Origin of the sequence: Streptomyces sp. NPDC096013 (genome assembly GCF_044763565.1) — a bacterium.
Lineage (GTDB): Bacteria > Actinomycetota > Actinomycetes > Streptomycetales > Streptomycetaceae > Streptomyces.
Window position 1 is genome coordinate 115014 of the sequence record NZ_JBIWGK010000005.1, and the last position, 25266, is coordinate 140279.

Below are 25266 nucleotides of genomic sequence, written 5' to 3' on the forward strand. Positions count from 1 at the left end.
GAGGAGGGGGACACCGTTTCCGGTGCCCCCCTCTCCGGCTGCTAGTCGCGGGCCGCGGTCAGGTGTTCGGCGTGTTCCTGGAGGGAACGCACGCCCACGTCACCGTGGTTGAGGGCGTCGATGCCCTGGACGGCGGCGGCGAGCGCCTGGACCGTCGTCAGGCACGGCACGGACCGCGCCACGGCCGCCGTACGGATCTCGTAGCCGTCGAGGCGGCCGCCGGTGCCGTAGGGGGTGTTGACGATGAGGTCGACCTCGCCGTCGTGGATGAGCTGGACGATGGTCTTCTCGCCGTTCGGGCCGACGCCCTCGGACTGCTTGCGGACGACCGTCGCGTTCAGGCCGTTGCGCTTGAGGACCTCGGCGGTGCCGGAGGTGGCGAGCAGCTCGAAGCCGTGGGCGACCAGTTCACGCGCCGGGAAGATCATCGAGCGCTTGTCGCGGTTGGCGACCGAGATGAACGCGCGGCCCTTGGTGGGCAGCGGGCCGTAGGCACCCGCCTGGGACTTGGCGTACGCCGTGCCGAAGACGGAGTCGATGCCCATGACCTCGCCGGTGGAGCGCATCTCCGGGCCCAGCACCGTGTCGACGCCGCGCCCGTGGATGTCGCGGAAGCGCGACCACGGCATGACGGCCTCCTTGACGGAGATCGGCGCGTCGAGCGGGAGTTCGCCGCCGTCGCCGTGGGCCGGGAGCAGCCCCTCGGCGCGGAGTTCGGCGACGGTCGCGCCCAGCGAGATGCGGGCGGCGGCCTTCGCGAGCGGCACCGCGGTCGCCTTCGAGGTGAAGGGGACCGTGCGGGACGCGCGCGGGTTGGCCTCCAGGACGTAGAGGATGTCGCCGGCCATCGCGAACTGGATGTTGATCAGGCCGCGGACGCCGACGCCCTTGGCGATGGCCTCGGTCGAGGTGCGCAGGCGCTTGATGTCGAAGCCGCCCAGGGTGATCGGCGGCAGGGCGCACGCCGAGTCGCCGGAGTGGATGCCGGCCTCCTCGATGTGCTCCATGACGCCGCCGAGGTACAGCTCGTGGCCGTCGTAGAGCGCGTCGACGTCGATCTCGATGGCGTCGTCCAGGAAGCGGTCGACCAGGACCGGCCGCGAGGGGCTGATCTCGGTGGACTCGGCGATGTACGACTCCAGGCGGGTCTCGTCGTAGACGATCTCCATGCCGCGTCCGCCGAGGACGTAGGACGGGCGGACGAGGACCGGGTAGCCGATCTCGTCGGCGATGGCCTTGGCGCCGACGAAGGTGGTGGCGGTGCCGTGCTTGGGGGCCGGGAGGCCCGCCTCGGCGAGGACCTGGCCGAAGGCGCCGCGGTCCTCGGCGGCGTGGATCGCCTCCGGGGACGTGCCGACGACCGGGACGCCGTTGTCCTTGAGGGCCTGCGCGAGACCCAGCGGGGTCTGGCCGCCGAGCTGGACGATGACGCCCGCGACGGGGCCCGCCTGCTGTTCGGCGTGGACGATCTCCAGGACGTCTTCGAGCGTGAGCGGCTCGAAGTACAGGCGGTCGGAGGTGTCGTAGTCCGTGGAGACGGTCTCGGGGTTGCAGTTGACCATCACGGTCTCGTAGCCCGCGTCGCTGAGCGCGAAGGAGGCGTGGACGCAGGAGTAGTCGAACTCGATGCCCTGGCCGATGCGGTTGGGACCCGACCCCAGGATGATGACCGCGGGCTTCTCGCGCGGGGCGACCTCGCTCTCCTCGTCGTAGGACGAGTAGAAGTACGGCGTCTTCGCGGCGAACTCGGCGGCGCAGGTGTCGACCGTCTTGTAGACCGGGCGGATGCCGAGCGCGTGCCGGACCTCGCGGACGACGTCCTCGCGCAGGCCGCGGATCTCGCCGACCTGCTGGTCGGAGAAGCCGTGCCGCTTGGCCTCGGCGAGCAGTTCCGGGTCCAGCTTGTCGGCGGCGGCCAGCTCGTCGGCGATCTCCTTGATGAGGAAGAGCTGGTCGACGAACCAGGGGTCGATCTTCGTGTACGCGAAGACCTCCTCCTGGGTGGCGCCCGCGCGGATGGCCTGCATGACGGTGTTGATCCGCCCGTCGGTGGGCCGTACGGCCGCCTCCAGGAGCTGGATCTTGTCGCCGGGGTCGCCGACGAAGGTGAACTGGCTGCCCTTCTTCTCCAGGGAGCGCAGCGCCTTCTGGAAGGCCTCGGTGAAGTTGCGGCCGATGGCCATGGCCTCGCCGACCGACTTCATGGTGGTGGTGAGGGTGGAGTCGGCGCTCGGGAACTTCTCGAAGGCGAACCGGGGGGCCTTCACGACGACGTAGTCGAGGGTCGGCTCGAAGGAGGCGGGGGTCTCGCGCGTGATGTCGTTCGGGATCTCGTCGAGCGTGTAGCCGACGGCCAGTTTGGCGGCGATCTTGGCGATCGGGAAGCCGGTCGCCTTGGAGGCGAGGGCCGAGGAGCGCGACACGCGCGGGTTCATCTCGATGACGATGACGCGGCCGTCGACCGGGTCGATCGCGAACTGGATGTTGCAGCCGCCGGTGTCGACGCCGACCTCGCGGATGATCGCGATGCCGACGTCCCGCAGGGTCTGGTACTCGCGGTCCGTCAGCGTCATCGCCGGGGCGACGGTGATCGAGTCGCCGGTGTGCACGCCCATGGGGTCGAAGTTCTCGATGGAGCAGACGACCACGACGTTGTCGTGTTTGTCGCGCATCAGCTCCAGCTCGTACTCCTTCCAGCCGAGGATGGACTCCTCCAGGAGGACCTCGGTGGTCGGCGAGAGGGTGAGGCCCTGGCCGGCGATGCGGCGCAGCTCCTCCTCGTCGTGCGCGAAGCCGGAGCCGGCGCCGCCCATGGTGAAGGAGGGGCGGACGACCACCGGGTAGCCGCCGAGCGTGTCCACGCCGGCGAGCACGTCCTCCATGGAGTGGCAGATGACCGAGCGGGCGGACTCGCCGTGGCCGATCTTCTGGCGGACGGCCTCGACGACGCCCTTGAAGAGGTCGCGGTCCTCGCCCTTGTTGATGGCCTCCACGTTGGCGCCGATCAGCTCGACGCCGTACTTCTCCAGGGTGCCCGCCTCGTGCAGCGAGATGGCGGTGTTGAGCGCCGTCTGACCGCCCAGGGTGGGCAGCAGGGCGTCCGGCCGCTCCTTGGCGATGATCTTCTCGACGAAGTCCGGGGTGATCGGCTCGACGTAGGTGGCGTCGGCGATCTCCGGGTCGGTCATGATCGTCGCCGGGTTGGAGTTGACGAGGATGACGCGGATGCCCTCGGCGCGCAGGATGCGGCAGGCCTGGGTGCCGGAGTAGTCGAACTCGGCGGCCTGGCCGATGACGATCGGACCCGAGCCGATGACCAGGACGGACTGGATATCGGAGCGCTTAGGCACGCTGGCCCTCCATCAGAGATACGAAGCGGTCGAACAGGTAGGCGGCGTCGTGCGGGCCGGCTGCCGCTTCCGGGTGGTACTGGACGCTGAACGCCGGCCGGTCCAGGAGCCGCAGCCCCTCGACGACCTGGTCGTTCAGGCAGACGTGCGAGACCTCGGCGCGGCCGTAGGGGGTCTCGGAGACCTGGTCGAGGGGCGCGTCCACGGCGAAGCCGTGGTTGTGCGCGGTGACCTCGACCTTGCCCGTCGTACGGTCCTGGACGGGCTGGTTGATGCCCCGGTGGCCGTACTTCAGCTTGTATGTGCCGAAGCCGAGCGCGCGGCCCAGGATCTGGTTGCCGAAGCAGATGCCGAAGAGCGGGGTGCCGCGCTCCAGCACGGCCTGCATGACGGCGACCGGGTGGTCGGCGGTGGCGGGATCGCCGGGGCCGTTCGAGAAGAACACCCCGTCGGGCTGTACGGCGTACACGTCCTCGACGGTCGCGGTGGCCGGGAGCACGTGCACCTCGATGCCGCGCTCGGCCATGCGGTGCGGGGTCATGCCCTTGATGCCGAGGTCGACGGCGGCGACGGTGTACTTCTTCTCGCCGATCGCGGGGACGACGTACGTCTCCTTGGTGGCGACCTCGGCGGAGAGGTCGGCGCCCGTCATCTCGGGGGCCTCGCGCACCTCGGCGAGCATGGTGTCGTCGTCGGGCAGCGCGGGCCCGGAGAAGATGCCGACGCGCATCGCGCCGCGCTCGCGCAGATGGCGGGTCAACGCGCGCGTGTCGATGCCGGAGATCCCGACGACGCCCTGGTTGCGCAGCTCCTCATCGAGGGAGCGGCGGGAGCGCCAGTTGGACGGCACGCGCGCGGGGTCGCGCACCACGTAACCGGCCACCCAGATGCGGGCCGACTCCGGGTCCTCGTCGTTGACACCGGTGTTGCCGACGTGCGGGGCGGTCATCACGACGACCTGGCGGTGGTACGACGGGTCGGTCAGGGTCTCCTGGTAGCCGGTCATGCCGGTGGAGAACACGGCCTCGCCGAAGGTCACCCCCACGGACCCGTAGGCACGGCCGCGGAAGATCCGGCCGTCCTCCAGGACGAGTACGGCGGGAACCTTGTCGGCTCCCCTGGTGGAGGTGGTCATCGTGCGCCTTCCGTGTCGGTCGTTTCGAGACTCTTGTTGATCATGCTGTTCAGGGTGTCGACCCACTCCGTGTGCTCGGTCGCATGGTCGGACCGGAAGCCGGAGTCGATCAGCCGGTCGCCGTGCGCCCACGTCACGACCAGGAGACCGCCCTCGCTGAGGACCTTCCCGGCGATGCCCTTGCCGAGCAGGGCCTCGCGCAGCGCCCCGGCCGGGATGAAGAAGTCGGTGGCTCCGGGTCGTACGACATCCAGGCCGGCCTCCGTCAGGGTCAGTTCGACCCGGCTGCGGGTGCCCAGGCCGTGCGCCACGATGCGGTCGAGCCACTGCCCGGCGGTGGTGGAGCCGTGGTAGCGGCCGCTCATCGTCAGTTTCGCCTCGCCGGGCTCTTCCGGCGACGTGGGCAGCTCGGGCAGGTCTCCCTGGAGGGTGCCGCGCCACTTCCAGCCCTCGCGCATCAGCCAGTAGACGAGCGCGATGAACAGGGCGAGGCCCACGAGCCAGCCGATGCGGGCGGCCCAGTCGGTCACCGGGGCGGACTTCTCCCCGGCCGCGAGGTGGGTCAGTTCCAGAGGTGTCACGTGAGCTTCCCGTCGACGAGCGTGGCCTTGCCCCGGAGCCAGGTGTGCGTCACACGGCCCGGCAGCTCACGCCCCTCGTACGGGGTGTTGCGGCTGCGCGACGCGAAGCCCGCGGGGTCCACCGACCCACGGTATTCCGTGTCGACGAGCGTGAGGTTGGCGGGCTCACCAGCCGAGACGGGACGGCCGTGCCCGTGTGCCCGCCCGATCTCCGCGGGCTTGACGGACATGCGTTCGGCGACCCCGGCCCAGGTGAGGAGCCCGGTGTCCACCATGGTCTCCTGCACCACTGACAACGCGGTCTCCAGGCCGACCATCCCCATGGCGGCAGCGGCCCACTCGCAGTCCTTGTCCTCGTGCGGGTGCGGGGCGTGGTCGGTGGCGACGATGTCGATCGTGCCGTCGGCGAGCGCCTCGCGCAGGGCCAGGACGTCCCGCTCGGTGCGCAGCGGCGGGTTGACCTTGAAGACGGGGTTGTAGGAGCGCACCAGCTCATCCGTGAGGAGGAGGTGGTGCGGGGTGACCTCGGCGGTCACGTCGATGCCCCGGGATTTGGCCCAGCGGACGATCTCGACGGACCCGGCGGTCGACAGGTGGCAGATGTGGACCCGGGAACCGACGTGCTCGGCGAGCAGGACGTCCCGGGCGATGATCGACTCCTCGGCCACCGCGGGCCAGCCCCCGAGCCCCAGCTCGGCCGAGACGACGCCCTCGTTCATCTGGGCGCCCTCGGTGAGGCGGGGCTCCTGCGCGTGCTGGGCGACGACTCCGCCGAATGCCTTCACGTACTCCAGGGCGCGGCGCATGATCACCGCGTCGTCGACGCACTTGCCGTCGTCGGAGAAGACGGTGACCCCGGCGGCCGACTCGTGCATGGCGCCCAGCTCGGCGAGCTTCTTGCCCTCCAGGCCGACGGTGACGGCGCCGATCGGCTGCACGTCGCAGTAGCCGTGCTCCCGGCCGAGCCGGTAGACCTGCTCGACGACACCCGCGGTGTCGGCGACCGGGAAGGTGTTGGCCATGGCGAACACGGCCGTGTACCCGCCGGCGGCGGCCGCGCGGGTGCCGGTCAGGACGGTCTCGGAGTCCTCGCGGCCGGGCTCGCGGAGGTGGGTGTGCAGGTCGACGAGACCGGGGAGGAGGACCTTCCCCTCCGCCTCGACGATCTCGGCGCCCTCGGCGCTCAGCCCGGCGCCCACCTCGGCGATGGTGTCCCCGTCGATCAGCACGTCCTGCGGCTCGCCGCCGAGGATCTTCGCACCACGGATCAGGATCTTGCTCATGTGACTTACTTCTCCTCGATACGGGCGTGGCTGACGGCGGGTTCGTTGCCGCCCAGAAGCAGATAGAGCACGGCCATCCGGATGGACACTCCGTTTGCGACCTGCTCGACGACGGTGCAGCGGTCCGAGTCGGCGACCTCGGCGGTGATCTCCATGCCCCGGACCATCGGCCCCGGGTGCATCACGATGGCGTGCTCGGGCATCTTCGCCATCCGCTCGCCGTCCAGGCCGTAGCGCCGCGAGTACTCGCGCTCGGTCGGGAAGAAGGCCGCGTTCATGCGCTCGCGCTGCACGCGCAGCAGCATCACCGCGTCGGACTTGGAGAGCGTGCTGTCGAGGTCGTACGACACCTCGCAGGGCCAGGACTCGACGCCGACCGGCACCAGGGTCGGCGGGGCGACGAGGGTGACCTCGGCGCCGAGGGTGTGCAGCAGGTCGACGTTCGAGCGGGCGACCCGGCTGTGCAGGATGTCGCCGACCAGCGTGATGCGCTTGCCGGCCAGGTCCCGCCCGATCCCGGTGTCCCGGCCGACGAGCCTGCGCCGCATGGTGAACGCGTCGAGCAGCGCCTGCGTCGGGTGCTGGTGGGTGCCGTCTCCGGCGTTGATGACGGCCGCGTCGATCCACCCGGAGGTGGCGAGCCGGTACGGCGCCCCGGAGGCCCCGTGCCGGATGACGACCGCGTCGACGCCCATGGCCTCCAGGGTCTGCGCGGTGTCCTTCAGGGACTCGCCCTTGGAGACGCTCGACCCCTTGGCGGTGAAGTTGATGACGTCGGCGGAGAGGCGCTTCTCGGCGGCCTCGAAGGAGATACGCGTACGCGTGGAGTCCTCGAAGAAGAGGTTCACGACGGTACGGCCGCGCAGGGTCGGCAGTTTCTTGATCGGCCGGTCGGCGACCCTGGCCATCTCCTCGGCGGTGTCGAGGATCAGGACGGCGTCGTCGCGGGTGAGATCGGCGGCCGAGATGAGATGACGCTGCATCTGTCAGGCTCCGTAAGGCAGTTCAGGTTCACGGACCGGGGGTCTGGGGGCGTCCCCCAGGAAGCACAGCCGGGCATGCGGAGGCGTGGCGTGCCGCGGGGGCACGGCGGCCGTCCGCTACGGGGTCTGCTTGGAGCCGAGCAGCACGGTGTCGCGACCGTCCTCCTCGGCGAGCTGGACCTTGACCGTCTCCCGCAGCGACGTGGGGAGGTTCTTGCCGACGTAGTCGGCGCGGATGGGCAGTTCGCGGTGGCCTCTGTCGACCAGCACCGCGAGCTGCACCGCGCGGGGGCGCCCGATGTCGTTCAGGGCGTCGAGGGCGGCGCGGATGGTGCGGCCGGAGAAGAGCACGTCGTCGACGAGGACGACCAGGCGGCCGTCGATGCCGTCACCGGGGATGTCGGTGCGGGCCAGCGCGCGCGGCGGGTGCATGCGCAGGTCGTCGCGGTACATGGTGATGTCGAGGGAGCCGACCGGGATCTTGCGGTCGGTGATCTCCTCCAGCTTGACGGCGAGCCGCTGGGCGAGGAAGACGCCCCGGGTCGGAATGCCGAGGAGCACCACGTCGTCGGCGCCCTTGGCGCGCTCGACGATCTCGTGGGCGATGCGGGTCAGGACCCGCGCGATGTCGGGGGCTTCGAGAACCGGCCGGGCATCGGACTCGTACTGCTGGGTGTCCATAAGAAACGGACCTCCTTCTCCGCCTCACGGGACGGACCTTAAAGGACGTCGGATTTGCGCCATCCACGGTAGCAGGCCGGGGTGACGTCCCTGATCACCCCTATGGAGTAATCGGCCGCGGCTACCACGGAAGAGCCGGTGCGGACCATTCGGCTTGACGCGGAAGCGTAACGCTGCGTAACCTCACAGTGAGTTACCAGCCGCGCGGCGCGGAAACACTGCAGCCGCGTCGACACAGTGTCCGGGAGCTATATGTCCAGCGAATACGCCAAACAGCTCGGGGCCAAGCTCCGGGCCATCCGCACCCAGCAGGGCCTTTCCCTCCACGGTGTCGAGGAGAAGTCCCAGGGACGCTGGAAGGCGGTCGTGGTCGGGTCGTACGAGCGCGGCGACCGTGCCGTCACCGTGCAGCGCCTCGCCGAGCTGGCGGACTTCTACGGGGTTCCGGTGCAGGAGCTGCTGCCGGGCACCACGCCGGGCGGGGCCGCCGAGCCGCCGCCGAAGCTGGTCCTCGACCTGGAGCGACTGGCCCACGTGCCCGCCGAGAAGGCCGGCCCGCTCCAGCGCTACGCGGCGACGATCCAGTCCCAGCGCGGTGACTACAACGGCAAGGTGCTCTCGATCCGCCAGGACGACCTGCGCACACTCGCCGTCATCTACGACCAGTCGCCCTCGGTCCTCACCGAGCAGCTGATCAGCTGGGGCGTGCTGGACGCCGACGCGCGCCGCGCGGTCTCGCACGAGGAGAGCTGAGCCCTTCTCCTGCTTGAGCAGAAACGTGCCGCCGGGGTGGCCGGAACTTCACGGTTCCGGCCACCCCGGCGGCTTTCTGCGGGCCTCAGGGGCCTCATGCGTACGGGAACGCCGGAGGGCCCGCAGCGGTGTCGCTGCGGGCCCTCCGGCGTTTTGCTCGCGTACTCGCGTCCTGCCTACGCCTCGTCCCGGCGCAGCGAGGGCTTCAGGTCCTTGAAACGGCCCAGCAGGCCGTTGACGAACGAGGGCGACTCGTCCGTGGAGAACTCCTTGGCCAACTGCACCATCTCGTCGAGGACCACGGCGTCCGGCGTCCCGTCGGCCCAGATCAGCTCGTAGGCGCCGAGGCGCAGGATGTTGCGGTCCACCACGGGCATGCGGTCGAGCGTCCAGCCGACCGAGTACTGCGCGATCAGCTCGTCGATACGGCGCGCGTGCTGCGCGTACCCCTCGACCAGCTCCATCGTGTACTCGCTGACGGGCGGCTGCCGGGTGTCGTCCCGGGAGAGCCGGATCCAGTCCGCGAGGACGGTCTGGACGCCGACACCGCGCTGGTCGCCCTCGAAGAGGATCTGGAAGGCGCGCTTGCGGGCCGTATTGCGGGCAGCCACGGTTAGCTGTTCACCCGGCCGAGGTAGTCGCTGGAGCGGGTGTCGACCTTGATCTTCTCACCGGTGGTGATGAAGAGCGGGACCTGGATCTGGTGGCCGGTCTCCAGGGTGGCGGGCTTGGTGCCACCGGTGGAGCGGTCGCCCTGGACGCCGGGCTCGGTCTCCTGGACGACCAGCTCGACGGCGGCCGGCAGCTCTACGAAGAGCACCTCGCCCTCGTGCTGGGCGACCGTGGCGGTGAAGCCCTCGATCAGGAAGTTGGCGGCGTCGCCGACGGCCTTGCGGTCGACCATGAGCTGGTCGTAGGTCTCCATGTCCATGAAGACGAAGTACTCGCCGTCCATGTACGAGAACTGCATGTCGCGCTTGTCGACAGTGGCCGTCTCGACCTTGACGCCGGCGTTGAACGTCTTGTCGACGACCTTGCCGGAGAGCACGTTCTTGAGCTTGGTGCGCACGAAGGCAGGGCCCTTGCCGGGCTTGACGTGCTGGAACTCGACGACGGACCAGAGCTGGCCCCCGTCGAGCTTGAGCACCAGGCCGTTCTTGAGGTCGTTCGTGGAAGCCACGGTTGCGGAATCTCCTGGACTGACGTGGACGACCCCGGGACACGCGCACAGCTCGAAAAGCTAGAGCGCGAGCAGCTCCTTGGTCGTGATGGTGAGTAGCTCGGGTCCGCCGTCCGCCTCAGGGCGCACGACGAGCGTGTCATCGATCCGGACACCGCCCCGGCCCGGGAGGTGGACCCCCGGTTCGACGGTGACCGGCACGCAAGCGTCCAGTTTACCCATGGCCGCGGGGGCCAACTGCGGGTCCTCGTCGATTTCGAGTCCGACACCGTGGCCGGTGAGGGGTGCGAGACCCTCGGAATGCCCCGCGGAGTCCAGCACCTGACGGGCCGCGCGGTCGACATCGCGGTAGGCGGCGCCGGGGGTCAGGGACTCCCTCGCGGCGCGCTGGGCGGCGAAGACGAGGTCGTAGAGATCGATCTGCCAGTCCGCGGGCGAGGTCCCGATGACGAACGTCCGGCCGATCTCGCAGCGGTAGCCGCGGTAGTCCGCGCCGAGGCAGACGGAGAGGAAATCTCCTTCCTCGACCCGGCGGTCGGTCGGCCGGTGGCCGCGTCTGCCCGCGTGCGGGCCGGTGGCGACGGAGGTCGCGAAGGCGGGGCCGTCGGCGCCGTGGTCGACGAGCCGTCGCTCCAGTTCGAGGGCGAGATGGCGTTCGGTGCGGCCGACGAGGATCGACTCCAGCAGCTCGCCGAGGGCCTGGTCGGCGATCTCGGCGCCGATCCTCAGACAGGAGATCTCCTCCTCGTCCTTGACCACCCGCAGTTGTTCGACCGCGCCGCCGACATCGGTGAGGCGGAGTGTGGGGGCGACCGAGAGGAGTGCTCTGTGGCGGGCCACGGTGAGGTGGTGTTCCTCCACGGCCATGGATTCCGCGCCCTGGGCCGCCGCGAGGTCCGCCGCCGCCACGGCCGGGTCGGCGCCGGGGGCCGCGAGGTCGTGGACGCGGAGGGATTCGTCGGGACGTCTCTCCGCGGGGCGGTCCTCGGGGGCGCCGGTGCAGACGAGGAGGTCCTCGCGCCGGCCCAGGAGCAGGACGGTGCCCTGCGGGGCCGGGCCCGCCAGGTAGCGCACGTTGGCAGGGCGGGTGACCAGGGTGGACTGGCTGCCTGCGGCTTGCGCTCGTTCTCTCAGCCTGGCTCGGCGGGCTGCGTAGACCTCTGACATGAGATGAGCGTAGGAGCGGTGGCTGGATTGTGCTGGTTGGGAGAGTGCCGTTCGGGGGAAGGGGGTGCGGGATCGGTGGTTTGCCGGGTGCGGGTCCGGTGGGGGCTGGTCGCGCGGTTCCTCGCGCCCCTTGGGTGGGGCGGGCTGCCCTGGGATTACCAGTTCGGGGGGCTCGCTATGGAGCGCGCCAGGACGTCGTTCAGGACCTGGGCCGTCTGCGGGACGTCCATGTGGGAGTTGTCGATGATCGGGAGGCCCGAGCCGTACCAGCCGGCCATGCGGCCGTGGATGCGGGCGACCTCCTCATCGGTGAGGCGGCGGTTGCCGGAGCGTTCGGCGTTCCGTTCCAGGACGATTTCCAGGCCCGGGAGGAGGACGACCGGGAGGAGGCCGGGGCCCACATGTCGTTTCCAGCCACCGAGGCCGACGACCGGACGGTCGGGGAAGACCGCGTCGTCGAGGATGCAGGAGATGCCGTTGGCGAGGAAGTTGCGGGCGGCGAAGCCGCAGGTGCGGCGGGCCAGGCGGTACTGGGCCTCGGAGTGGTCGTTCCAGCCTGACTGCGGGTCGGCGAAGCCCGAGCGGACCCATTCGCGGACGTCGTCGAGGCTGATGTGGGCCGTGGGGACGCGGCGGTGGTCCGCCCAGTACTTCGCGACGCTCGTCTTGCCCGCGCCTGCGGGGCCGATGAGCAGCACCGCGAGCGTCGTGGAGGTCGGATCGGCCGCGGCCTGAGCCGGTGGCGTGCTGGGCATGGGCACGGGGCCGCCCGGCGGGAGCTGGATGTGGCCGGTGGTGTCCGGGGCGTGCCGCGGAACCGCCTGGGGCAGCGGCGGGGTGGGCGCGAAGCCCGGGGCTGGCGGGGGCGGCACGGGGGCCGGGCCCGGATGGGGCGGCCCCGACTGCTGTCCGGCCGGGGACCAACCGGTGGTCGGTCCCTGCCCCGGCTGGTGGGGCGGCGGCAGCGGAGACCCCACTGCGTCCTGCATCCGGTGCCACTCCGTCTCGTCTTTTCCGGCTCGGTCGCCTCCGGGGCGCCGAAGCCGGTGCCGGGACCCCGCTCGTGCCCGCCCCTGCGGGCCGCCGCGCGATCACGGTCTCGACGCCGGCGCGTCCCTCCGGCTCACTCGCAGAAGGCAATGGGCGCTGGCAGCGGGCCCGAACCCGCTCCCTACCGAACGGTACCTTCCCCGGCCGCCATTTGGTGAACGGCCGGGGAGGGGCCGAAGTGCCCGTCCGCACAAGGCAATCAGGGCGGAAGGGCCGTGCGGGTACTTACTCGCCCACTTCGCCGTACGCGGCGAGGAGGACGGCCGGGTCGGGGCCCTCCAGCACCGTCGGCTTGGCGAGGCCGTCGAGGACGATGAACCGGAGCAGGTCGCCCCGGGACTTCTTGTCGACCTTCATGGTCTCCAGCAGCTTGGGCCACTGGTCGTACCGGTAGCTGAGCGGCAGGCCGACCGACGCGAGGACCGTGCGGTGCCGGTCCGCCGTCGCGTCGTCCAACCGGCCCGCGAGACGGCCGAGTTCGGCCGCGAAGTGCATGCCTACGGCGACTGCGGCGCCGTGCCGCCACTTGTACCGCTCGTTCTTCTCGATGGCGTGCGCGAGGGTGTGGCCGTAGTTCAGGATCTCGCGCAGGCCCGACTCCTTGAGGTCGGCGGAGACGACCTCGGCCTTGACCTTGATGGAGCGTTCGATGAGCTCGGCGGTGTGCGGCCCGGCCGGGGTGCGGGCGGACTCCGGGTCGGACTCGATGAGTTCGAGGATCACCGGGTCGGCGATGAAGCCGGCCTTGATGATCTCGGCGAGCCCGGAGACGTAGTCGTTGACCGGGAGGGAGTCCAGCGCGGCGAGGTCGCAGAGGACACCGGCCGGCGGGTGGAAGGAGCCGACCAGGTTCTTGCCCTCGGCGGTGTTGATGCCGGTCTTGCCGCCGACGGCCGCGTCGACCATGGCGAGCACGGTCGTCGGTACGGCGATCCAGCGGACCCCGCGCAGCCAGGTCGCGGCGACGAACCCGGCCAGGTCGGTGGTGGAGCCGCCGCCGACGCCGACGATGACGTCGGAGCGGGTGAAGCCGGACTGGCCGAGCGCCTTCCAGCAGTAGGCGGCGACCTCGGCGGTCTTGGCCTCCTCCGCGTTCGGCACCTGGATGGCGACGGCCTCGAAGCCCTGCCCGGCCAGGTCGGCGCGCAGCGCCTCACCCGTCTCGTCCAGCGCCTCGGGGTGGATGATGGCGACCCGCTTGGCCCGGTCGCCGATCAACCCGCCCAGTTCGCCCAGGAGTTGACGGCCCACCAGGACCTCGTACGGGTCGCTGCCCGCCGTGCCGCCGACCTGGATCCGCGTCACTGACTCGCTCATGCTTCCTTCAACTCCAGTGCGTCCAGGACGGCTTGGGTGACGTCCTCGGGGGTGCGGCCGTCCGTGGGTACCACGGCCTGCGCGACCTCGGCGTACAAGTGCCGCCTGGCTTCCATCAGTTCGCGCCACTGCTTGCGGGGGTTGATGGCGAGCAGCGGGCGGGCCGCGTTCAGGCCGGTGCGCCTGACCGCCTCCTCCACGTCCATGGAGAGGTAGACGACCCGGTGTCCGGCGAGCAGCGCGCGCGTGTCCTCGTCGAGGATCGAGCCGCCGCCGAGCGCGAGGACGCCGTCGTGCGCGGCGAGTGCCTGGTGCACGGCGCGCTTCTCGATCGCGCGGAAGACGGGCTCGCCCTCGTCGACGAAGATCTCGGCGATGGTGCGGCCCTCGGTGGCCACGATGTCGTCGTCGGTGTCCCGGTAGGCGACACCGAGCCGCTCGGCGAGCTGCTGCCCGACGGTGGACTTGCCGACGCCCATGGGACCGACCAGGACGACGAGCGGGGTCGCGGTCACCGGATGGCCAGGTTCTCGAGGTACGAGCGGACGTTGCGGCGGGTCTCGGGCACCGAGTCGCCGCCGAACTTCTCCGCGACGGCGTCCGCGAGGACCAGCGCGACCATCGCCTCGGCGACGATGCCGGCGGCCGGGACCGCGGAGACGTCCGAGCGCTGGTGGTGGGCCTGGGTGGCCTCACCGGTGACCACGTCGACGGTCTGGAGCGCGCGCGGCACGGTCGCGATGGGCTTCATCGCGGCGCGCACCCGCAGCAGTTCACCGGTGGACAGCCCGCCCTCGGTGCCACCGGAGCGGCCCGAGACCCGGCGAATGCCCTCGTCGGTGTTGACGATCTCGTCGTGTGCCTGCGAACCGGGCACCCGCGCCAGTTCGAAGCCGTCGCCGATCTCGACGCCCTTGATCGCCTGGATGCCCATGAGGGCACCGGCGAGGCGGGCGTCCAGCTTGCGGTCCCAGTGCACGTGCGAGCCGAGACCCACGGGAACGCCGTAGGCCAGGATCTCGACCACGCCACCCAGGGTGTCGCCGTCCTTGTGGGCCTGGTCGATCTCCGCGACCATCGCCTTCGACGCGTCCGCGTCCAGGCAGCGCACGGGGTCCGCGTCCAGCCTCTCGACGTCGTCCGGCGTGGGCAGCACGCCCTGCGGGGCCTTCGCGGAAGCCAGTTCGACGACGTGCGAGACGATCTCGATCCCGGCCGTCTCCTTGAGGTACGACCGGGCGACGGCACCGAGCGCGACCCGGGCCGCGGTCTCCCGCGCCGACGCGCGCTCCAGGATCGGGCGGGCCTCGTCGAAGCCGTACTTCTGCATGCCGGCGAGGTCGGCGTGACCGGGGCGCGGACGGGTCAGCGGGGCGTTGCGGGCGAGCCCGGCCAGGATCTCCGGGTCGACCGGGTCGGCGGCCATGACCTGCTCCCACTTGGGCCACTCGGTGTTGCCCACCATGATGGCGACCGGCGAACCGAGGGTGAGGCCGTGCCGGACACCGCCGAGGAAGGTGACCTCGTCGCGCTCGAACTTCATGCGCGCGCCGCGTCCATAGCCGAGCCGGCGCCGGGCCAGGTGGTCCGCCACCATGTCCGTGGTGATCGGCACGCCGGCGGGAAGGCCCTCCAGCGTCGCCACGAGTGCGGGACCGTGGGACTCCCCCGCGGTCAGCCAGCGCAACCTGCTCAACGGTGCTCCTCATGCTCGCGCCCTGGTACTGCCCTGCGTACGCACGTCCTCGCGTACGACGACGGCGAACCCGGGTGCGCGGCCCTGGCCCGCCGCCTCCGATCCTCCCACGTCCGGGGCGCGGACCTGGTCGACGGTCCAGGGAACGGACGCCGGACCCCTGACCCCGGCATGCGCAGGCGGTCGGGCGACGTCCTGCCCCACCGGATTGCCTCAGCGATCCGCCAGGGCCTTCTCCCCCGCCCGCCGCATCGCGTCCACCGGCGCCGACGGGCAGCCGGTCATCTGTTCCACCTGGAGCACCGCCTGGTGGACCAGCAGGTCGAGGCCGCTGACGACCGCGCCACCGTAGGCCGACCAGCGGGCCGCGAGGTCGGTGGGCCAGGGGTCGTAGAGGACGTCGAAGAGGGTGGTGGGGCGTTCCGGTACGGCGGCGGAGAGGGTGTCCGTGGCGCCGGCGGGGGTGGTCGCGACGACCAGGGGGGCACGCAGGCCCTCGGCGGCGTCGGCCCAGTCCGCGGTGCGTACGTCCACGTCCAGCCGCTCGCCCCACTCGCGCATCTCGGCGGCGCGGGCCGCGCTGCGGACGTAGGCGACGACCTCGCCGGTGCAGATGCGGGCGAGGGCGGCGAGGGCGGAGGAGGCGGTGGCGCCGGCGCCGAGGATCGCGGCGGAGTCGACCTGTTCGATGCCGTGTTCGCGCAGGGCGGCGACCATGCCGGGGATGTCGGTGTTGTCGCCGACGCGGGGGCCGTCCTCGGTGAACACGACGGTGTTGACCGCGTCCACGGACGACGCCGTCTCGCTGATCTCGTCCAGCAGAGGTATGACCGCCCGCTTCAGAGGCATCGTCAGCGACAGACCCGCCCACTCCGGGCCCAGGTCCGCGAAGAACCCGGGCAGGGCCGCCTCGTCCACGTCGAAGCGGTCGTACGACCAGCCGTCCAGCCCCAGCTCCCCGTAGGCCGCGCGATGCAGCACCGGGGAGAGGGAGTGGGCGATGGGGGAACCGAGCACGGCGGCCCGGCGGGCGTCAGTTGCCCGAGGTGGCATTGAACTTTTCCTTGAGTGACTGGAATTCGGCGTACGTCTTGGCGAATTCGGTCTTGTTCTCACCGTCGGTCGCCACGAAGTAGATCCAGCCGTCATGCGTCGGATTCAGCGCGGCGGCGAGTGCCTCGTCGCCTGGATTGTCGATGGGGCCGGGCGGAAGGCCCTTTTGCGTGTAGGTGTTGTACGGGTCCTTGTTGCTATTGATCTCGGACTCGCTGATGTGGATGTTGCTCTGGCCTTTCAGGTAATTGAAGGTCGAGTCGAACTGTAGATACCGGTTCGTCTCGGTGTTCGTGGCCTTGAGACGGTTGTAGACCACTTCGGCCATCTTGCGGAAGTCGTCGTGCGTCTTTCCTTCGGCCTGGACGAGGCTCGCGACCGTGATGACCTGCAACGGGTCTTCCAGATTGAGCGCTTTGGCTTTCGCCTCAAGGTCGATCGCACCGTATTTGTCGGTGGCCTGGGAGACCATCTGCTTGAGGACCGCCTCGGGTTTCATACCCTTTGCGGCGCCATAGGTGCCGGGGTAGAGGAAGCCCTCCAGCGGGTCCTTGATCTCCTTGTTGCTGTTCGCCCAGCTGGGCAGTCCGAGCGACTTGTAGTCCTTCTTCGCGACGGCCTTGGTGGTGCCGTCGGAAACCTGGAGTTTCTTGTCGATCGCCGCGTAGATCTTGGAGTTCCGCCAGCCCGTGGGGACGATCAGGTTGTCCTGGCTCTTGGGGTCGAGCATCAGCTTGACGGCGCTCGCGGCGGACATTTCCTTCCTGAGCAGAAAGACGCCGGCCTGGATCTTCTTGCCGTCGGGATTCTGCGACTGGGCGGCCACGAACGCGTCGACGCTCTTCACGACGCCCTTTTTCTTCAGCTCCTGGCCGATGGTGTAACCGCCCGCCCCCTTGGGGATGGAGACACTCACCGAACCGGTGCCGTCGCCCGCGTAGTCCGGCGCCGAGCCGAAACGGTTCTGGTAGAAGTGCCAGCCGAAATAGCCGACTCCGGCCAGACCGCCGCCGAACACCAGGACGACGACCAGGCAGGCGCAACCGTTGCGGCGCTTCCGCTCCTTGCCGCCTTTGTCCTTGCCTTTGCCGCCCTTGCCCCGCCGGTCACCGCGGCCGCGGCCGTCGTCCGGATCGTCGGCGTCGTCGTCATCGTCGCCCGCGAAGAACGCGTGCTCGCCCTGATCGAGTCCCGGGTCCCAGTCGGTCTTCTCCGGTTCCGGCTCGGTGCGCCGTCTGCCGGGCGGCTCCGGCGGGGGGAACGCGTCGGGCGTGCCGTAGAAATCGGGCTGTTGTTCGCCGTAGGCGGCGGCCTGCTGTGCGTACGGGTCGTTGGGGTCCGCGGCGTACGGAACCTGGCCGGGCACGCCGGTGCCGTCCCAGCCGCCCTGCTGGTATTGCTGCTGCTGACCGGCGTACTGCTGATGGCTCTGATCGGCGTACTGCTGCTGGTCCTGCTCGGGGTACTGCTGCTGGTCCGCCCACTGTTGCTGGCCGGTGTACTGCTGGGGGTGGCCCTGTTCGTCGTAGACCTGGTACTGCTGCTGCGCGTGACCGTAGTCGGCCTGCTGGCCGTGGCCCCAGTCGCCGTACTGCGGCTGCTGCGGCTGGTCCGGGTAGTGCTGCGGCTGGCCGCCGTAGGAGGACGGCTGGCCGACCTGGGCCTGCTGTCCTTCCCATCCGACGTCCCCGAACAACGGGTCCTCCGGATGCCACGGTTCGGAGCCTGGGCCCCGGCCATACTCAGTCATCGATCCCCTAGAGCCGCGAGGCGGCGGTCGCGGCGCTTGCGGCTCCGGCTCCCGTCCCGCCTCTTGCTGTGCCATGGCTGTTCGAACACCATCGCATCGCGCGGAACGTTACCGTATCGCGATCAGATGACCACTTCGACGCCCTCGCCGGGTGCTTTACCTGACACCCGTTCGGATTCCAAGGCCTGCTGCAGAATGATGACAGCTGCCGCTTGATCAATGACCGATCGGCCCTTCTTGGACTTCACCCCTGAGGCGCGCAGTCCCTGACTGGCCGTCACCGTGGTCATCCGTTCGTCCAACAACCTGACCGATACCGGTGCGATGCCCTTCGCGAGTTCCTGCGCGAAGGCCCTGACCTTGACGGCGGCCGGGCCCTCGCCCCCCTTGAGGGAGCGGGGGAGGCCGACGACGACTTCGATCGGTTCGTACTCCTCGGCGAGTTGCTTCAGCCTGCGGTGCGCCGCCGGGATGTCGCGGCCGGGGACGGTCTCGACGGGAGTGGCGAGGATCCCGTCGGGGTCGCAGGAGGCGACCCCGATCCGGGCGTCCCCGACGTCGATCGCGAGTCGACGTCCTCTTCGCATATTCGCGGCCGTTTCTTACTTGGCCGTGTCGGCGACGAGGCGCTCGACGGCGTCGACGGCGTCGCCGACGGCGGCCGGGTTCTGGCCACCGCCCTGGGCCACGTCCGGCTTGCCGCCACCACCGCCGCCGAGGGTCTTGGCGGCGGCGCGCACCAGGTCGCCGGCCTTGAGACCGCGCTCGCGAGCGGCCTCGTTGGTGGCGATGACGGTGAGCGGCTTGCCGTTGTTGACCGTGAACAGCGCGACCACGGCGGCCCGTCCGCCCTGGATGCGGCCGCGCACGTCGAGGACCAGCTTGCGCAGGTCGTCGGCGCTGGTGCCGTCCGGGACCTGACCGGTCACGACCGCGATGCCGTGGACGTCCTTGGCGGACTCGACGAGACCGGCCGCGGCCTGAAGCACCTTCTCGGCGCGGAACTTCTCGATCTCCTTCTCGGCGTCCTTCAGCTTGCCGAGCATCGAGGAGACCTTCTCCGGCAGCTCCTCCGGGCGCCCCTTGATCAGCTCCTGGAGCTGGGCGACGACCGTGTGCTCCCGGGCGAGGAAGTTGTAGGCGTCGACACCGACGAGCGCTTCGATACGGCGCACTCCGGAGCCGATCGACGACTCGCCGAGCAGCTTGACCAGGCCGAGCTGGGAGGTGTTGTGGACGTGGGTGCCGCCGCACAGCTCCTTGGAGAAGTCGCCGATGGTGACGACGCGGACCCGCTCGCCGTACTTCTCGCCGAACTCGGCGATGGCGCCCTGCTTCTTGGCCTCGTCGAGGCTGAGGATCTCGGCGTGCACGTCCAGGTCGCGGGCGAGCACTTCGTTGATCTTCTGCTCGACGTCGGTCATCACTGCCGTGGGAACCGCGGAGGGCGATCCGAAGTCGAAGCGGAACCGGCCCGGCTGGTTCTCGGAACCGGCCTGCGCGGCCGTCGGACCGAGGGCGTCACGCAGCGCCTGGTGCGTGAGGTGGGTGGCGGAGTGCGCGCGGGCGATGGCGGTACGGCGGCGGACGTCGATCGAGGCTTCGGCCTTGGCGCCGACGGTGACCTCGCCGAACTGGACGACGCCCTTGTGGACGTAGACCCCGGGCACCGGCTTCTGGCAGTCGCGGATCTCGATCACGGCACCGGACTCGACCTTGATGCGGCCGGTGTCGCCGATCTGGCCGCCGCCCTCGGCGTAGAAGGGGGTGCGGTCGAGGACGATCTCGACCTCGTCGCCCTCGGTCGCGGCCGGGGAGGAGACACCGTCGACGAGGATGCCGACGATGGTGGACTCGCCCTGGGTGTCCGAGTAGCCGATGAAGTCGGTCTCGCCGGCCTTGTCGGCGATCTCGCGGTAGGCACCGACGCCCGCGTGGCCGGTCTTCTTGGCCTGCGCGTCGGCCTTGGCCTGGTCGCGCTGCTGCTTCATCAGGCGCCGGAAGCCGTCCTCGTCCACGGACAGGCCCTGTTCGGCGGCCATTTCGAGGGTGAGGTCGATCGGGAAGCCCCAGGTGTCGTGGAGCAGGAACGCCTTGTCGCCGGCGAGGACCTTGCCGCCCGACTGCTTGGTGTCGGCGATCGCCGTGTCGAGGATGTTGGTGCCGGCCTTCAGCGTCTTGACGAAGGCGGCCTCCTCGGCCAGGGCGACGGTCTCGATGCGCTGGCGGTCGGTGACCAGCTCGGGGTACTGCTGGCCCATCATCGCGATGACCGTGTCAATGAGGTCCTTGACGACCAGACCCGTGGCACCGAGCAGGCGCATGTTGCGGATGGCGCGGCGCATGATGCGGCGCAGGACGTAACCGCGGCCCTCGTTGCCGGGGGTCACGCCGTCGCCGATGAGCATCACGGACGTGCGCATGTGGTCGGTGACCACGCGCAGGGAGACGTCCGACTCGTGCGAGTCGCCGTACTCGACGCCGGTCAGCTCGGTGGCCTTCTTGATGACGGCCATGGAGGTGTCGATCTCGTACATGTTCTGCACGCCCTGGAGAATCATCGCCAGGCGCTCCAGGCCGAGGCCCGTGTCGATGTTCTTGCTGGGCAGCTCGCCGAGGATCTCGAAGTCCTCCTTGCCGATGCCCTCGCCCCGCTCGTACTGCATGAAGACGAGGTTCCAGATCTCCACGTACCGCTCGTCGTTGACGGCCGGGCCGCCCTCGACGCCGAACTCGGGGCCGCGGTCGTAGTTGATCTCGGAGCAGGGGCCGCAGGGGCCGGGGACGCCCATCGACCAGTAGTTGTCCTTCTTGCCGAGGCGCTGGATGCGCTCGGAGGGGACGCCGATCTTGTCGCGCCAGATGGTCTCGGCCTCGTCGTCGTCGAGGTAGACCGTGATCCACAGGCGCTCGGGGTCGAGGCCGTAACCACCCTTGTCCTGGGGCGAGGTCAGCAGCTCCCAGGCGTAGGTGATGGCGCCTTCCTTGAAGTAGTCGCCGAAGGAGAAGTTGCCGCACATCTGGAAGAACGTGCCGTGGCGGGTGGTCTTGCCGACCTCTTCGATGTCCGGCGTGCGCACGCACTTCTGCACGCTGGTGGCGCGCGGCCACGGCGGCTTGACCTCGCCGAGGAAGTACGGCTTGAAGGGGACCATGCCGGCGGGGACCAGGAGCAGAGTCGGGTCGTCCGCGATGAGCGACGCCGAGGGGACGACGGTGTGGCCGCGCTCCTCGTAGAAGCTCAGCCAGCGGCGGCGGATTTCAGCCGACTCCATCAGTGGTCCTCATTCCGGTTGTACGAGTACGTCGTCCTGTCGACGGACTTCGGGTCAGTGCGGTTCTCGATCGCGGGGTACCGCCGGGCGGCGGGGAGTTCGGGGTCGACCGGGGCGTTGATCCCCAGCGCGTCGCCGAGTTCGGCCTCGCGCTGGGCCATGCCCGCGCGGACGTCGAGCGCGAAGTGCACCGCGCTGTCCTTGAGCTTGTGGCCCGCTTCGAGCGCCTTGTTGGCCGCGGAGACGGCGAGGTGCTCGGGGGTCAGCTGCTTCAGCTTGCGATTGACCTTGGTGGTCGCCCAGACACCGGCGGCTACGCCCGTGCCGAACCAGAACGTACGGCGGAACATCGCTCGGTCAGTCCTTCTTCCGGGTGCGCTTGCCCCGCCGTCCGGCCGGGACGGTACGGCCCACGATCACCGTGCGCCGGGAGGTGCCGGCGGGTGCGGGGACGTCCTCGCGGCGGCCGCCCAGGGCCCGGCGGACGCCGTAGCCGAAGGCCGCGACCTTGACGAGCGGGCCGCCGAAGGTGGAGGCGACGGTGGTGGACAGTGCGGAGGCGTTCGACGTGACCTCCTGGACGTCGGTGGCGATCGCGTCGACCCGGTCGATCTGGGTCTGCGCGGAGCGCACCGCCGCGGAGGCGTCCGCCAGCAGCGGCACGGCCTGATCGGTCACGTCCGCGACCAGCTTGGTGGTCGCCTTGAGCGTCTGGGCCACCCTCACCAGTGCGACGGCGAGGAAGGAGACCAGGATCGCCCAGAAGACGGCCACCAGGATTCCGGCCACCTCTCCACCGGACACCTGACACCCGCTCTCATAAACACCTGTTGATGACTCGTCCCGAGCCTATCGCGCCGGAGGCGACGCCCCGTGAACACCTGTGGATAACCGCTGCCGAGCCTATCGCGCCGGGGGCCGCGCTCTGTACCGCATTACCGCCCCGCGCACAGCGGAGTTGAGCGAAGCGATTGTACGGACTGAATACGGTTCAGTACGCTCCGTGTTCCATGCGAGCTTCCTCTGGCGCCGGCGCCACCGCAGACGGCAATCTGCCCCTGGAACCCGACCGGTTCGTGGGCCGCTCGGCCGAACTCGCCGAACTGGCACGGGCGCTCGACGCCTCGCGCCTGGTCACGGTGACCGGGCCCGGCGGGGTCGGCAAGTCGCGGCTCGCGGCCCACGCGGCGACCCGGTCCGCTCCCCCGGACGGCGTCTGGCGGGTCGAGCTGGCACCGGTGCGCGACCCGGAACTGGTGGACTTCGCGGTCGTGGAAGCGCTGGGGCTGACGGACCACACCGCGCGGCTGCCGCGCGAGGCGCTGCTCGGGCATCTGACGGAACGTCAACTCCTGTTGGTGCTCGACGGGTTCGAGCACCTGGTGGAGGTGTGCGCCGAGCTCGTGGCCGAGTTGCTCGGGCGGGTGCCGGGGCTGAGGGTGCTCGCGGTAGGGCGGCGGCCACTGGAACTGGCCGGTGAACGGATCGTCACGGTGGCTCCGCTCGGCGAGGACGAGGCGCTGGAGCTGTTCGCCGACCGGGCCGCGCAGCAGGGCGTGATCCTCGGGGACGAGCCGGGCGTACGGGAGCTGTGCCGGCGGCTCGACGGGATTCCCCTCGCGGTCGAGCTGGCGGCGGGACGGCTGCGGGCGCTGACGCCCGGGGAGTTGCTGGCGCGGTTCGACGACCGGTTCCGGCTGCTGGCGGGCGGACGGCGGGACGCGCTGCCCCGGCACCAGACGCTGCGCACGGCGATCGGCTGGAGCCATGAGCTGTGCACGCCCGAGGAACGGCTGCTGTGGGCGCGCCTCTCGGTGTTCGCCGGGCGCTTCGACCTGGAGGCCGCCGAGTACGTGTGCGGCGGCGACGGCCTGACCTCGGACGGCGTCCTCGACGTGCTCTCCGAACTCCTCGCCCAGTCCGTGGTGGTCCGCGACGAGACACCGACGGGCGTCCGCTACCGCATGCTCGACACGATCCGGGCCTACGGCGCCGACTGGCTGGAGGCGACCGGGGACGCGCCCCGGCTGCGGCGCAGACACCGCGACTGGTACCTGGGCCTGGCCACCTGGTGCGAGCTGGACTGGTTCTCGCCGCGCCAGGGCGAGGTCGCCGCGCGGGTCGAGGCGGAGCTGCCGAATCTGCGCGGCGCCCTGGAGTACTGCCTGACCGAGCCGGACGAGACGCACCTGGGCCAGTACCTCGCGGGCTCCCTGTGGTTCTACTGGGCGGGCTGCGGACGCCTCGCGGAGGGCCGGCACTGGCTGGAGCAGGCCGTGCAGCTGGACGCGGAGGACACCGCCAACGACCAGTCACGGCTGAAGGCCCTGTGGGTGCTCGGCTATGTGGCGATCCTCCAGGGCGACACCGTGCCCGCGCTGGCCGCCCTCCAGGAGTGCCGCGAAGAGGCGGACCAGGCCGCGAACCCCACGGCGGTGGCCTACGCCGAGCACCGCACCGGCTGTCTCGCGCTGGTCACCGATGACGTGGCACGGGCGGAGACCCTGCTGCGCTCGGCCCTCAACCGCTACCAGCAGATCGGCGAGTTGAACAGCAATGTGCTGATGGGCCAGGTCGAGCTGGCGATGACCCGCGCGTTCCAGGGCGACCTGGCGGACGCGGTGAAGCTGTGCGAGGACGTCCGCCGGGTCTGCGAGGACCACGGCGAGCGCTGGACCCGGGCCTACGCGCTGTACGTCCTGGCCTACGTCGCCTGGAGCGACGGCGAACTCGCCCTCGCCCGCGACCTGTTGGCGGACTGTCTGGGCAGCGCCCACGGCTTCCGCGATCTGCTGGGCTCGGTGCTCGCCGTGGAACTGCTGGCCCTCGTCACCGTGGCGGAGGGCGACGCGGCCGAGGCCGCGCTGCTCCAGGGAGCCGCTGCCGGGATGTGGCCCTCGGTAGGGCTGCCGTTGTTCGGCTCGGCGTACTACAACGCGCCGCACGAACTGTGCGAGGCGATGGCCCGCGAGCGCCTCGGCGACGCACGCTACGACGCGTGCGTACGGGAAGGGGCGCGACTCGGCCGGGAGGCGGCCGTGGCGCGGGCGCTCGGGCAGGAGCGGTCGTCCGGCACGCTGCCGGCACCGCGCGTACCGCCGCGGCGGACGGCGGCGATCGTGGACATGCGAAAGCCCGCCGCCTCCCCCACCTGGAAGGGCGGGGAGACGACGGGCTGACGCGGAGCTGGTGCTACGTCCGTGAGGTGATCAGCGGGCGTAGTACTCGACGACGAGCTGCTCGTCGCAGATCACCGGGATCTCCTTGCGGTTCGGCTCGCGGTCCAGGCGGAACGCCAGGGCGCCGAGGTTCACCTGGAGGTAGCGCGGGGTCTCGCCGTCGGGGGCGAAGCCACCGGCGCGGGAGACCTCGAACAGGGTCTTGCTGCGGCTGCGCTCGCGGACCATGACGACGTCGTCGGGCTTGACGCGGAAGGACGGCTTGTCGACCTTCTGGCCGTTGACCTCGATGTGGCCGTGGACGACCATCTGGCGGGCCTGGTAGATCGTGCGGGCGATGCCCGAACGCAGGACCAGCGCGTCGAGACGACGCTCCAGCTCGATGATCAGGGCCTCACCGGTCTTGCCCTGGACCTTGGAGGCACGCTCGTAGGCGCGGACGAGCTGGCGCTCGGACACGTCGTACTGCGCGCGCAGACGCTGCTTCTCCAGCAGACGGACCTTGTAGTCCGAGTTCTGCTTGCGGCCACGACCGTGCTCACCCGGCGGGTAGGGACGGGCCTCGAAGTACTTGACGGCCTTCGGGGTCAGCGCGATGCCGAGGGCACGCGACTTCTTGACCTTGGGGCGGGACTGGTTCGCCACGGTGTCTCTTTCCTGGTTATCGGCTTGTCAGGGTGATGAGAGAGGTCGCATCCGCAGCCGGGGAAACCCTCCGGACCCCTTGCGGGACCTGGTGGGCAGCCGCTCCCCTGAGCTGGGCACATACGTGCAGCACGCGAGTGGCCCACCGACCTTTCCCGTCTTGCGACGGGTGGTGGTGGGCTGCCCGC

22 protein-coding genes are annotated in these 25266 nt (G+C 70.3%); 2 read left to right on the forward strand and 20 right to left on the reverse strand.

Annotation, left to right across the window (positions count from 1 at the left end; all coding sequences use genetic code 11):
- Positions 1–41: 41 nt before the first annotated feature.
- From carB to pyrR, 6 genes are all read right to left on the reverse strand, one after another.
- Complete coding sequence (gene carB / locus ACIRB1_RS18600; RefSeq protein ID WP_352180431.1) at positions 42–3350, reverse strand: carbamoyl-phosphate synthase large subunit; 3309 nt, start codon at positions 3348–3350, stop codon at positions 42–44.
- Complete coding sequence (gene carA, locus ACIRB1_RS18605; protein WP_403466284.1) at positions 3343–4485, reverse strand: glutamine-hydrolyzing carbamoyl-phosphate synthase small subunit; 1143 nt, start codon at positions 4483–4485, stop codon at positions 3343–3345. Before carA ends, carB begins: the two co-directional genes overlap by 8 nt.
- Entirely contained in the window at positions 4482–5066 is a 585-nt protein-coding gene (locus ACIRB1_RS18610; RefSeq protein WP_403466285.1) for a hypothetical protein, read from the reverse strand. The genes carA and ACIRB1_RS18610 overlap by 4 nt, the downstream gene beginning before the upstream one ends.
- A complete protein-coding gene (locus ACIRB1_RS18615; RefSeq protein WP_403466286.1) occupies positions 5063–6349 on the reverse strand; it encodes a dihydroorotase in 1287 nt (428 codons plus the stop codon). Before ACIRB1_RS18615 ends, ACIRB1_RS18610 begins: the two co-directional genes overlap by 4 nt.
- Before the next feature lie 5 nt (positions 6350–6354).
- A complete protein-coding gene (locus ACIRB1_RS18620) occupies positions 6355–7332 on the reverse strand; it encodes an aspartate carbamoyltransferase catalytic subunit (protein ID WP_266766947.1) in 978 nt (325 codons plus the stop codon).
- Positions 7333–7449: 117 nt separating this feature from the next.
- Positions 7450–8013 carry a bifunctional pyr operon transcriptional regulator/uracil phosphoribosyltransferase PyrR gene (gene pyrR, locus ACIRB1_RS18625; protein ID WP_403466287.1) on the reverse strand — a complete coding sequence of 188 codons (564 nt, stop codon included), beginning with the start codon at positions 8011–8013 and terminating at the stop codon, positions 7450–7452.
- Between the two features lie 252 nt (positions 8014–8265).
- Here pyrR and bldD point away from each other — a divergent pair, with 252 nt between their 5' ends.
- Positions 8266–8766, forward strand: a complete 501-nt coding sequence (bldD, locus tag ACIRB1_RS18630; RefSeq protein WP_003956405.1) for a transcriptional regulator BldD — start codon at positions 8266–8268, stop codon at positions 8764–8766.
- 176 nt (positions 8767–8942) lie between these two features.
- Here bldD and nusB read toward each other — a convergent pair whose 3' ends face one another.
- The 13 genes from nusB to ACIRB1_RS18695 all read right to left on the reverse strand — a co-directional run bounded on the left by nusB (position 8943) and on the right by ACIRB1_RS18695 (position 22058).
- On the reverse strand, positions 8943–9377 hold the full coding sequence (nusB, locus tag ACIRB1_RS18635; RefSeq protein WP_266766949.1) for a transcription antitermination factor NusB: 435 nt from the start codon (positions 9375–9377) through the stop codon (positions 8943–8945).
- A 2-nt stretch (positions 9378–9379) separates the two neighbouring features.
- Positions 9380–9946 carry an elongation factor P gene (gene efp / locus ACIRB1_RS18640; RefSeq protein WP_266766950.1) on the reverse strand — a complete coding sequence of 189 codons (567 nt, stop codon included), beginning with the start codon at positions 9944–9946 and terminating at the stop codon, positions 9380–9382.
- Between the two features lie 60 nt (positions 9947–10006).
- On the reverse strand, positions 10007–11113 hold the full coding sequence (locus tag ACIRB1_RS18645) for a M24 family metallopeptidase (protein WP_352180426.1): 1107 nt from the start codon (positions 11111–11113) through the stop codon (positions 10007–10009).
- A gap of 155 nt (positions 11114–11268) precedes the next feature.
- Positions 11269–12102 (reverse strand): Pro-rich N-terminal domain-containing protein, encoded by an 834-nt coding sequence (locus tag ACIRB1_RS18650; protein WP_403466288.1) that lies wholly within the window; start codon positions 12100–12102, stop codon positions 11269–11271.
- Positions 12103–12388: 286 nt separating this feature from the next.
- Positions 12389–13480, reverse strand: coding sequence for a 3-dehydroquinate synthase (gene aroB, locus ACIRB1_RS18655; protein WP_352180424.1), 1092 nt, complete (start codon positions 13478–13480; stop codon positions 12389–12391).
- Positions 13477–13995, reverse strand: coding sequence for a shikimate kinase (locus ACIRB1_RS18660; RefSeq protein WP_352180423.1), 519 nt, complete (start codon positions 13993–13995; stop codon positions 13477–13479). The genes aroB and ACIRB1_RS18660 overlap by 4 nt, the downstream gene beginning before the upstream one ends.
- Complete coding sequence (gene aroC, locus ACIRB1_RS18665) at positions 13992–15176, reverse strand: chorismate synthase (RefSeq protein ID WP_352180422.1); 1185 nt, start codon at positions 15174–15176, stop codon at positions 13992–13994. The genes ACIRB1_RS18660 and aroC overlap by 4 nt, the downstream gene beginning before the upstream one ends.
- 213 nt (positions 15177–15389) lie before the next feature.
- On the reverse strand, positions 15390–16229 hold the full coding sequence (locus ACIRB1_RS18670; RefSeq protein WP_403466289.1) for a shikimate dehydrogenase: 840 nt from the start codon (positions 16227–16229) through the stop codon (positions 15390–15392).
- Entirely contained in the window at positions 16210–17979 is a 1770-nt protein-coding gene (gene mltG, locus ACIRB1_RS18675) for an endolytic transglycosylase MltG (protein ID WP_403466494.1), read from the reverse strand. The genes ACIRB1_RS18670 and mltG overlap by 20 nt, the downstream gene beginning before the upstream one ends.
- A 122-nt stretch (positions 17980–18101) precedes the next feature.
- Positions 18102–18566 (reverse strand): Holliday junction resolvase RuvX, encoded by a 465-nt coding sequence (gene ruvX / locus ACIRB1_RS18680; protein WP_352180420.1) that lies wholly within the window; start codon positions 18564–18566, stop codon positions 18102–18104.
- Between the two features lie 15 nt (positions 18567–18581).
- Positions 18582–21254: an alanine--tRNA ligase gene (alaS, locus tag ACIRB1_RS18685; protein WP_403466290.1), complete on the reverse strand. Its 2673-nt coding sequence runs from the start codon at positions 21252–21254 to the stop codon at positions 18582–18584.
- Complete coding sequence (locus ACIRB1_RS18690; protein WP_266766958.1) at positions 21254–21604, reverse strand: hypothetical protein; 351 nt, start codon at positions 21602–21604, stop codon at positions 21254–21256. The genes alaS and ACIRB1_RS18690 overlap by 1 nt, the downstream gene beginning before the upstream one ends.
- A gap of 7 nt (positions 21605–21611) precedes the next feature.
- Positions 21612–22058, reverse strand: coding sequence for a DUF948 domain-containing protein (locus ACIRB1_RS18695; RefSeq protein WP_266766959.1), 447 nt, complete (start codon positions 22056–22058; stop codon positions 21612–21614).
- Positions 22059–22264: 206 nt separating this feature from the next.
- Between ACIRB1_RS18695 and ACIRB1_RS18700 the strand changes: the two genes are divergently transcribed.
- A complete protein-coding gene (locus ACIRB1_RS18700) occupies positions 22265–24433 on the forward strand; it encodes an ATP-binding protein (RefSeq protein ID WP_403466291.1) in 2169 nt (722 codons plus the stop codon).
- A gap of 30 nt (positions 24434–24463) precedes the next feature.
- On the opposite strand, the gene rpsD is transcribed toward ACIRB1_RS18700, so the two are convergent.
- Positions 24464–25078, reverse strand: a complete 615-nt coding sequence (rpsD, locus tag ACIRB1_RS18705) for a 30S ribosomal protein S4 (protein WP_019066381.1) — start codon at positions 25076–25078, stop codon at positions 24464–24466.
- Between the last annotated feature and the right edge of the window lie 188 nt (positions 25079–25266).

What these genes read in the sequence shown, in the direction of transcription:
- carA (WP_403466284.1), bottom strand. Translation starts at nt 4,485, where the DNA reads ATGACCACCTCCACCAGGGGAGCCGACAAGGTTCCCGCCGTACTCGTC.
- ACIRB1_RS18615 (WP_403466286.1), bottom strand. Translation starts at nt 6,349, where the DNA reads ATGAGCAAGATCCTGATCCGTGGTGCGAAGATCCTCGGCGGCGAGCCG.
- ACIRB1_RS18620 (WP_266766947.1), bottom strand. Translation starts at nt 7,332, where the DNA reads ATGCAGCGTCATCTCATCTCGGCCGCCGATCTCACCCGCGACGACGCC.
- pyrR (WP_403466287.1), bottom strand. Translation starts at nt 8,013, where the DNA reads ATGGACACCCAGCAGTACGAGTCCGATGCCCGGCCGGTTCTCGAAGCC.
- bldD (WP_003956405.1), top strand. Translation starts at nt 8,266, where the DNA reads ATGTCCAGCGAATACGCCAAACAGCTCGGGGCCAAGCTCCGGGCCATC.
- ACIRB1_RS18645 (WP_352180426.1), bottom strand. Translation starts at nt 11,113, where the DNA reads ATGTCAGAGGTCTACGCAGCCCGCCGAGCCAGGCTGAGAGAACGAGCG.
- ACIRB1_RS18650 (WP_403466288.1), bottom strand. Translation starts at nt 12,102, where the DNA reads ATGCAGGACGCAGTGGGGTCTCCGCTGCCGCCGCCCCACCAGCCGGGG.
- aroB (WP_352180424.1), bottom strand. Translation starts at nt 13,480, where the DNA reads ATGAGCGAGTCAGTGACGCGGATCCAGGTCGGCGGCACGGCGGGCAGC.
- ACIRB1_RS18670 (WP_403466289.1), bottom strand. Translation starts at nt 16,229, where the DNA reads ATGCCACCTCGGGCAACTGACGCCCGCCGGGCCGCCGTGCTCGGTTCC.
- mltG (WP_403466494.1), bottom strand. Translation starts at nt 17,979, where the DNA reads ATGACTGAGTATGGCCGGGGCCCAGGCTCCGAACCGTGGCATCCGGAG.
- ruvX (WP_352180420.1), bottom strand. Translation starts at nt 18,566, where the DNA reads ATGCGAAGAGGACGTCGACTCGCGATCGACGTCGGGGACGCCCGGATC.
- alaS (WP_403466290.1), bottom strand. Translation starts at nt 21,254, where the DNA reads ATGGAGTCGGCTGAAATCCGCCGCCGCTGGCTGAGCTTCTACGAGGAG.
- ACIRB1_RS18690 (WP_266766958.1), bottom strand. Translation starts at nt 21,604, where the DNA reads ATGTTCCGCCGTACGTTCTGGTTCGGCACGGGCGTAGCCGCCGGTGTC.
- ACIRB1_RS18700 (WP_403466291.1), top strand. Translation starts at nt 22,265, where the DNA reads ATGCGAGCTTCCTCTGGCGCCGGCGCCACCGCAGACGGCAATCTGCCC.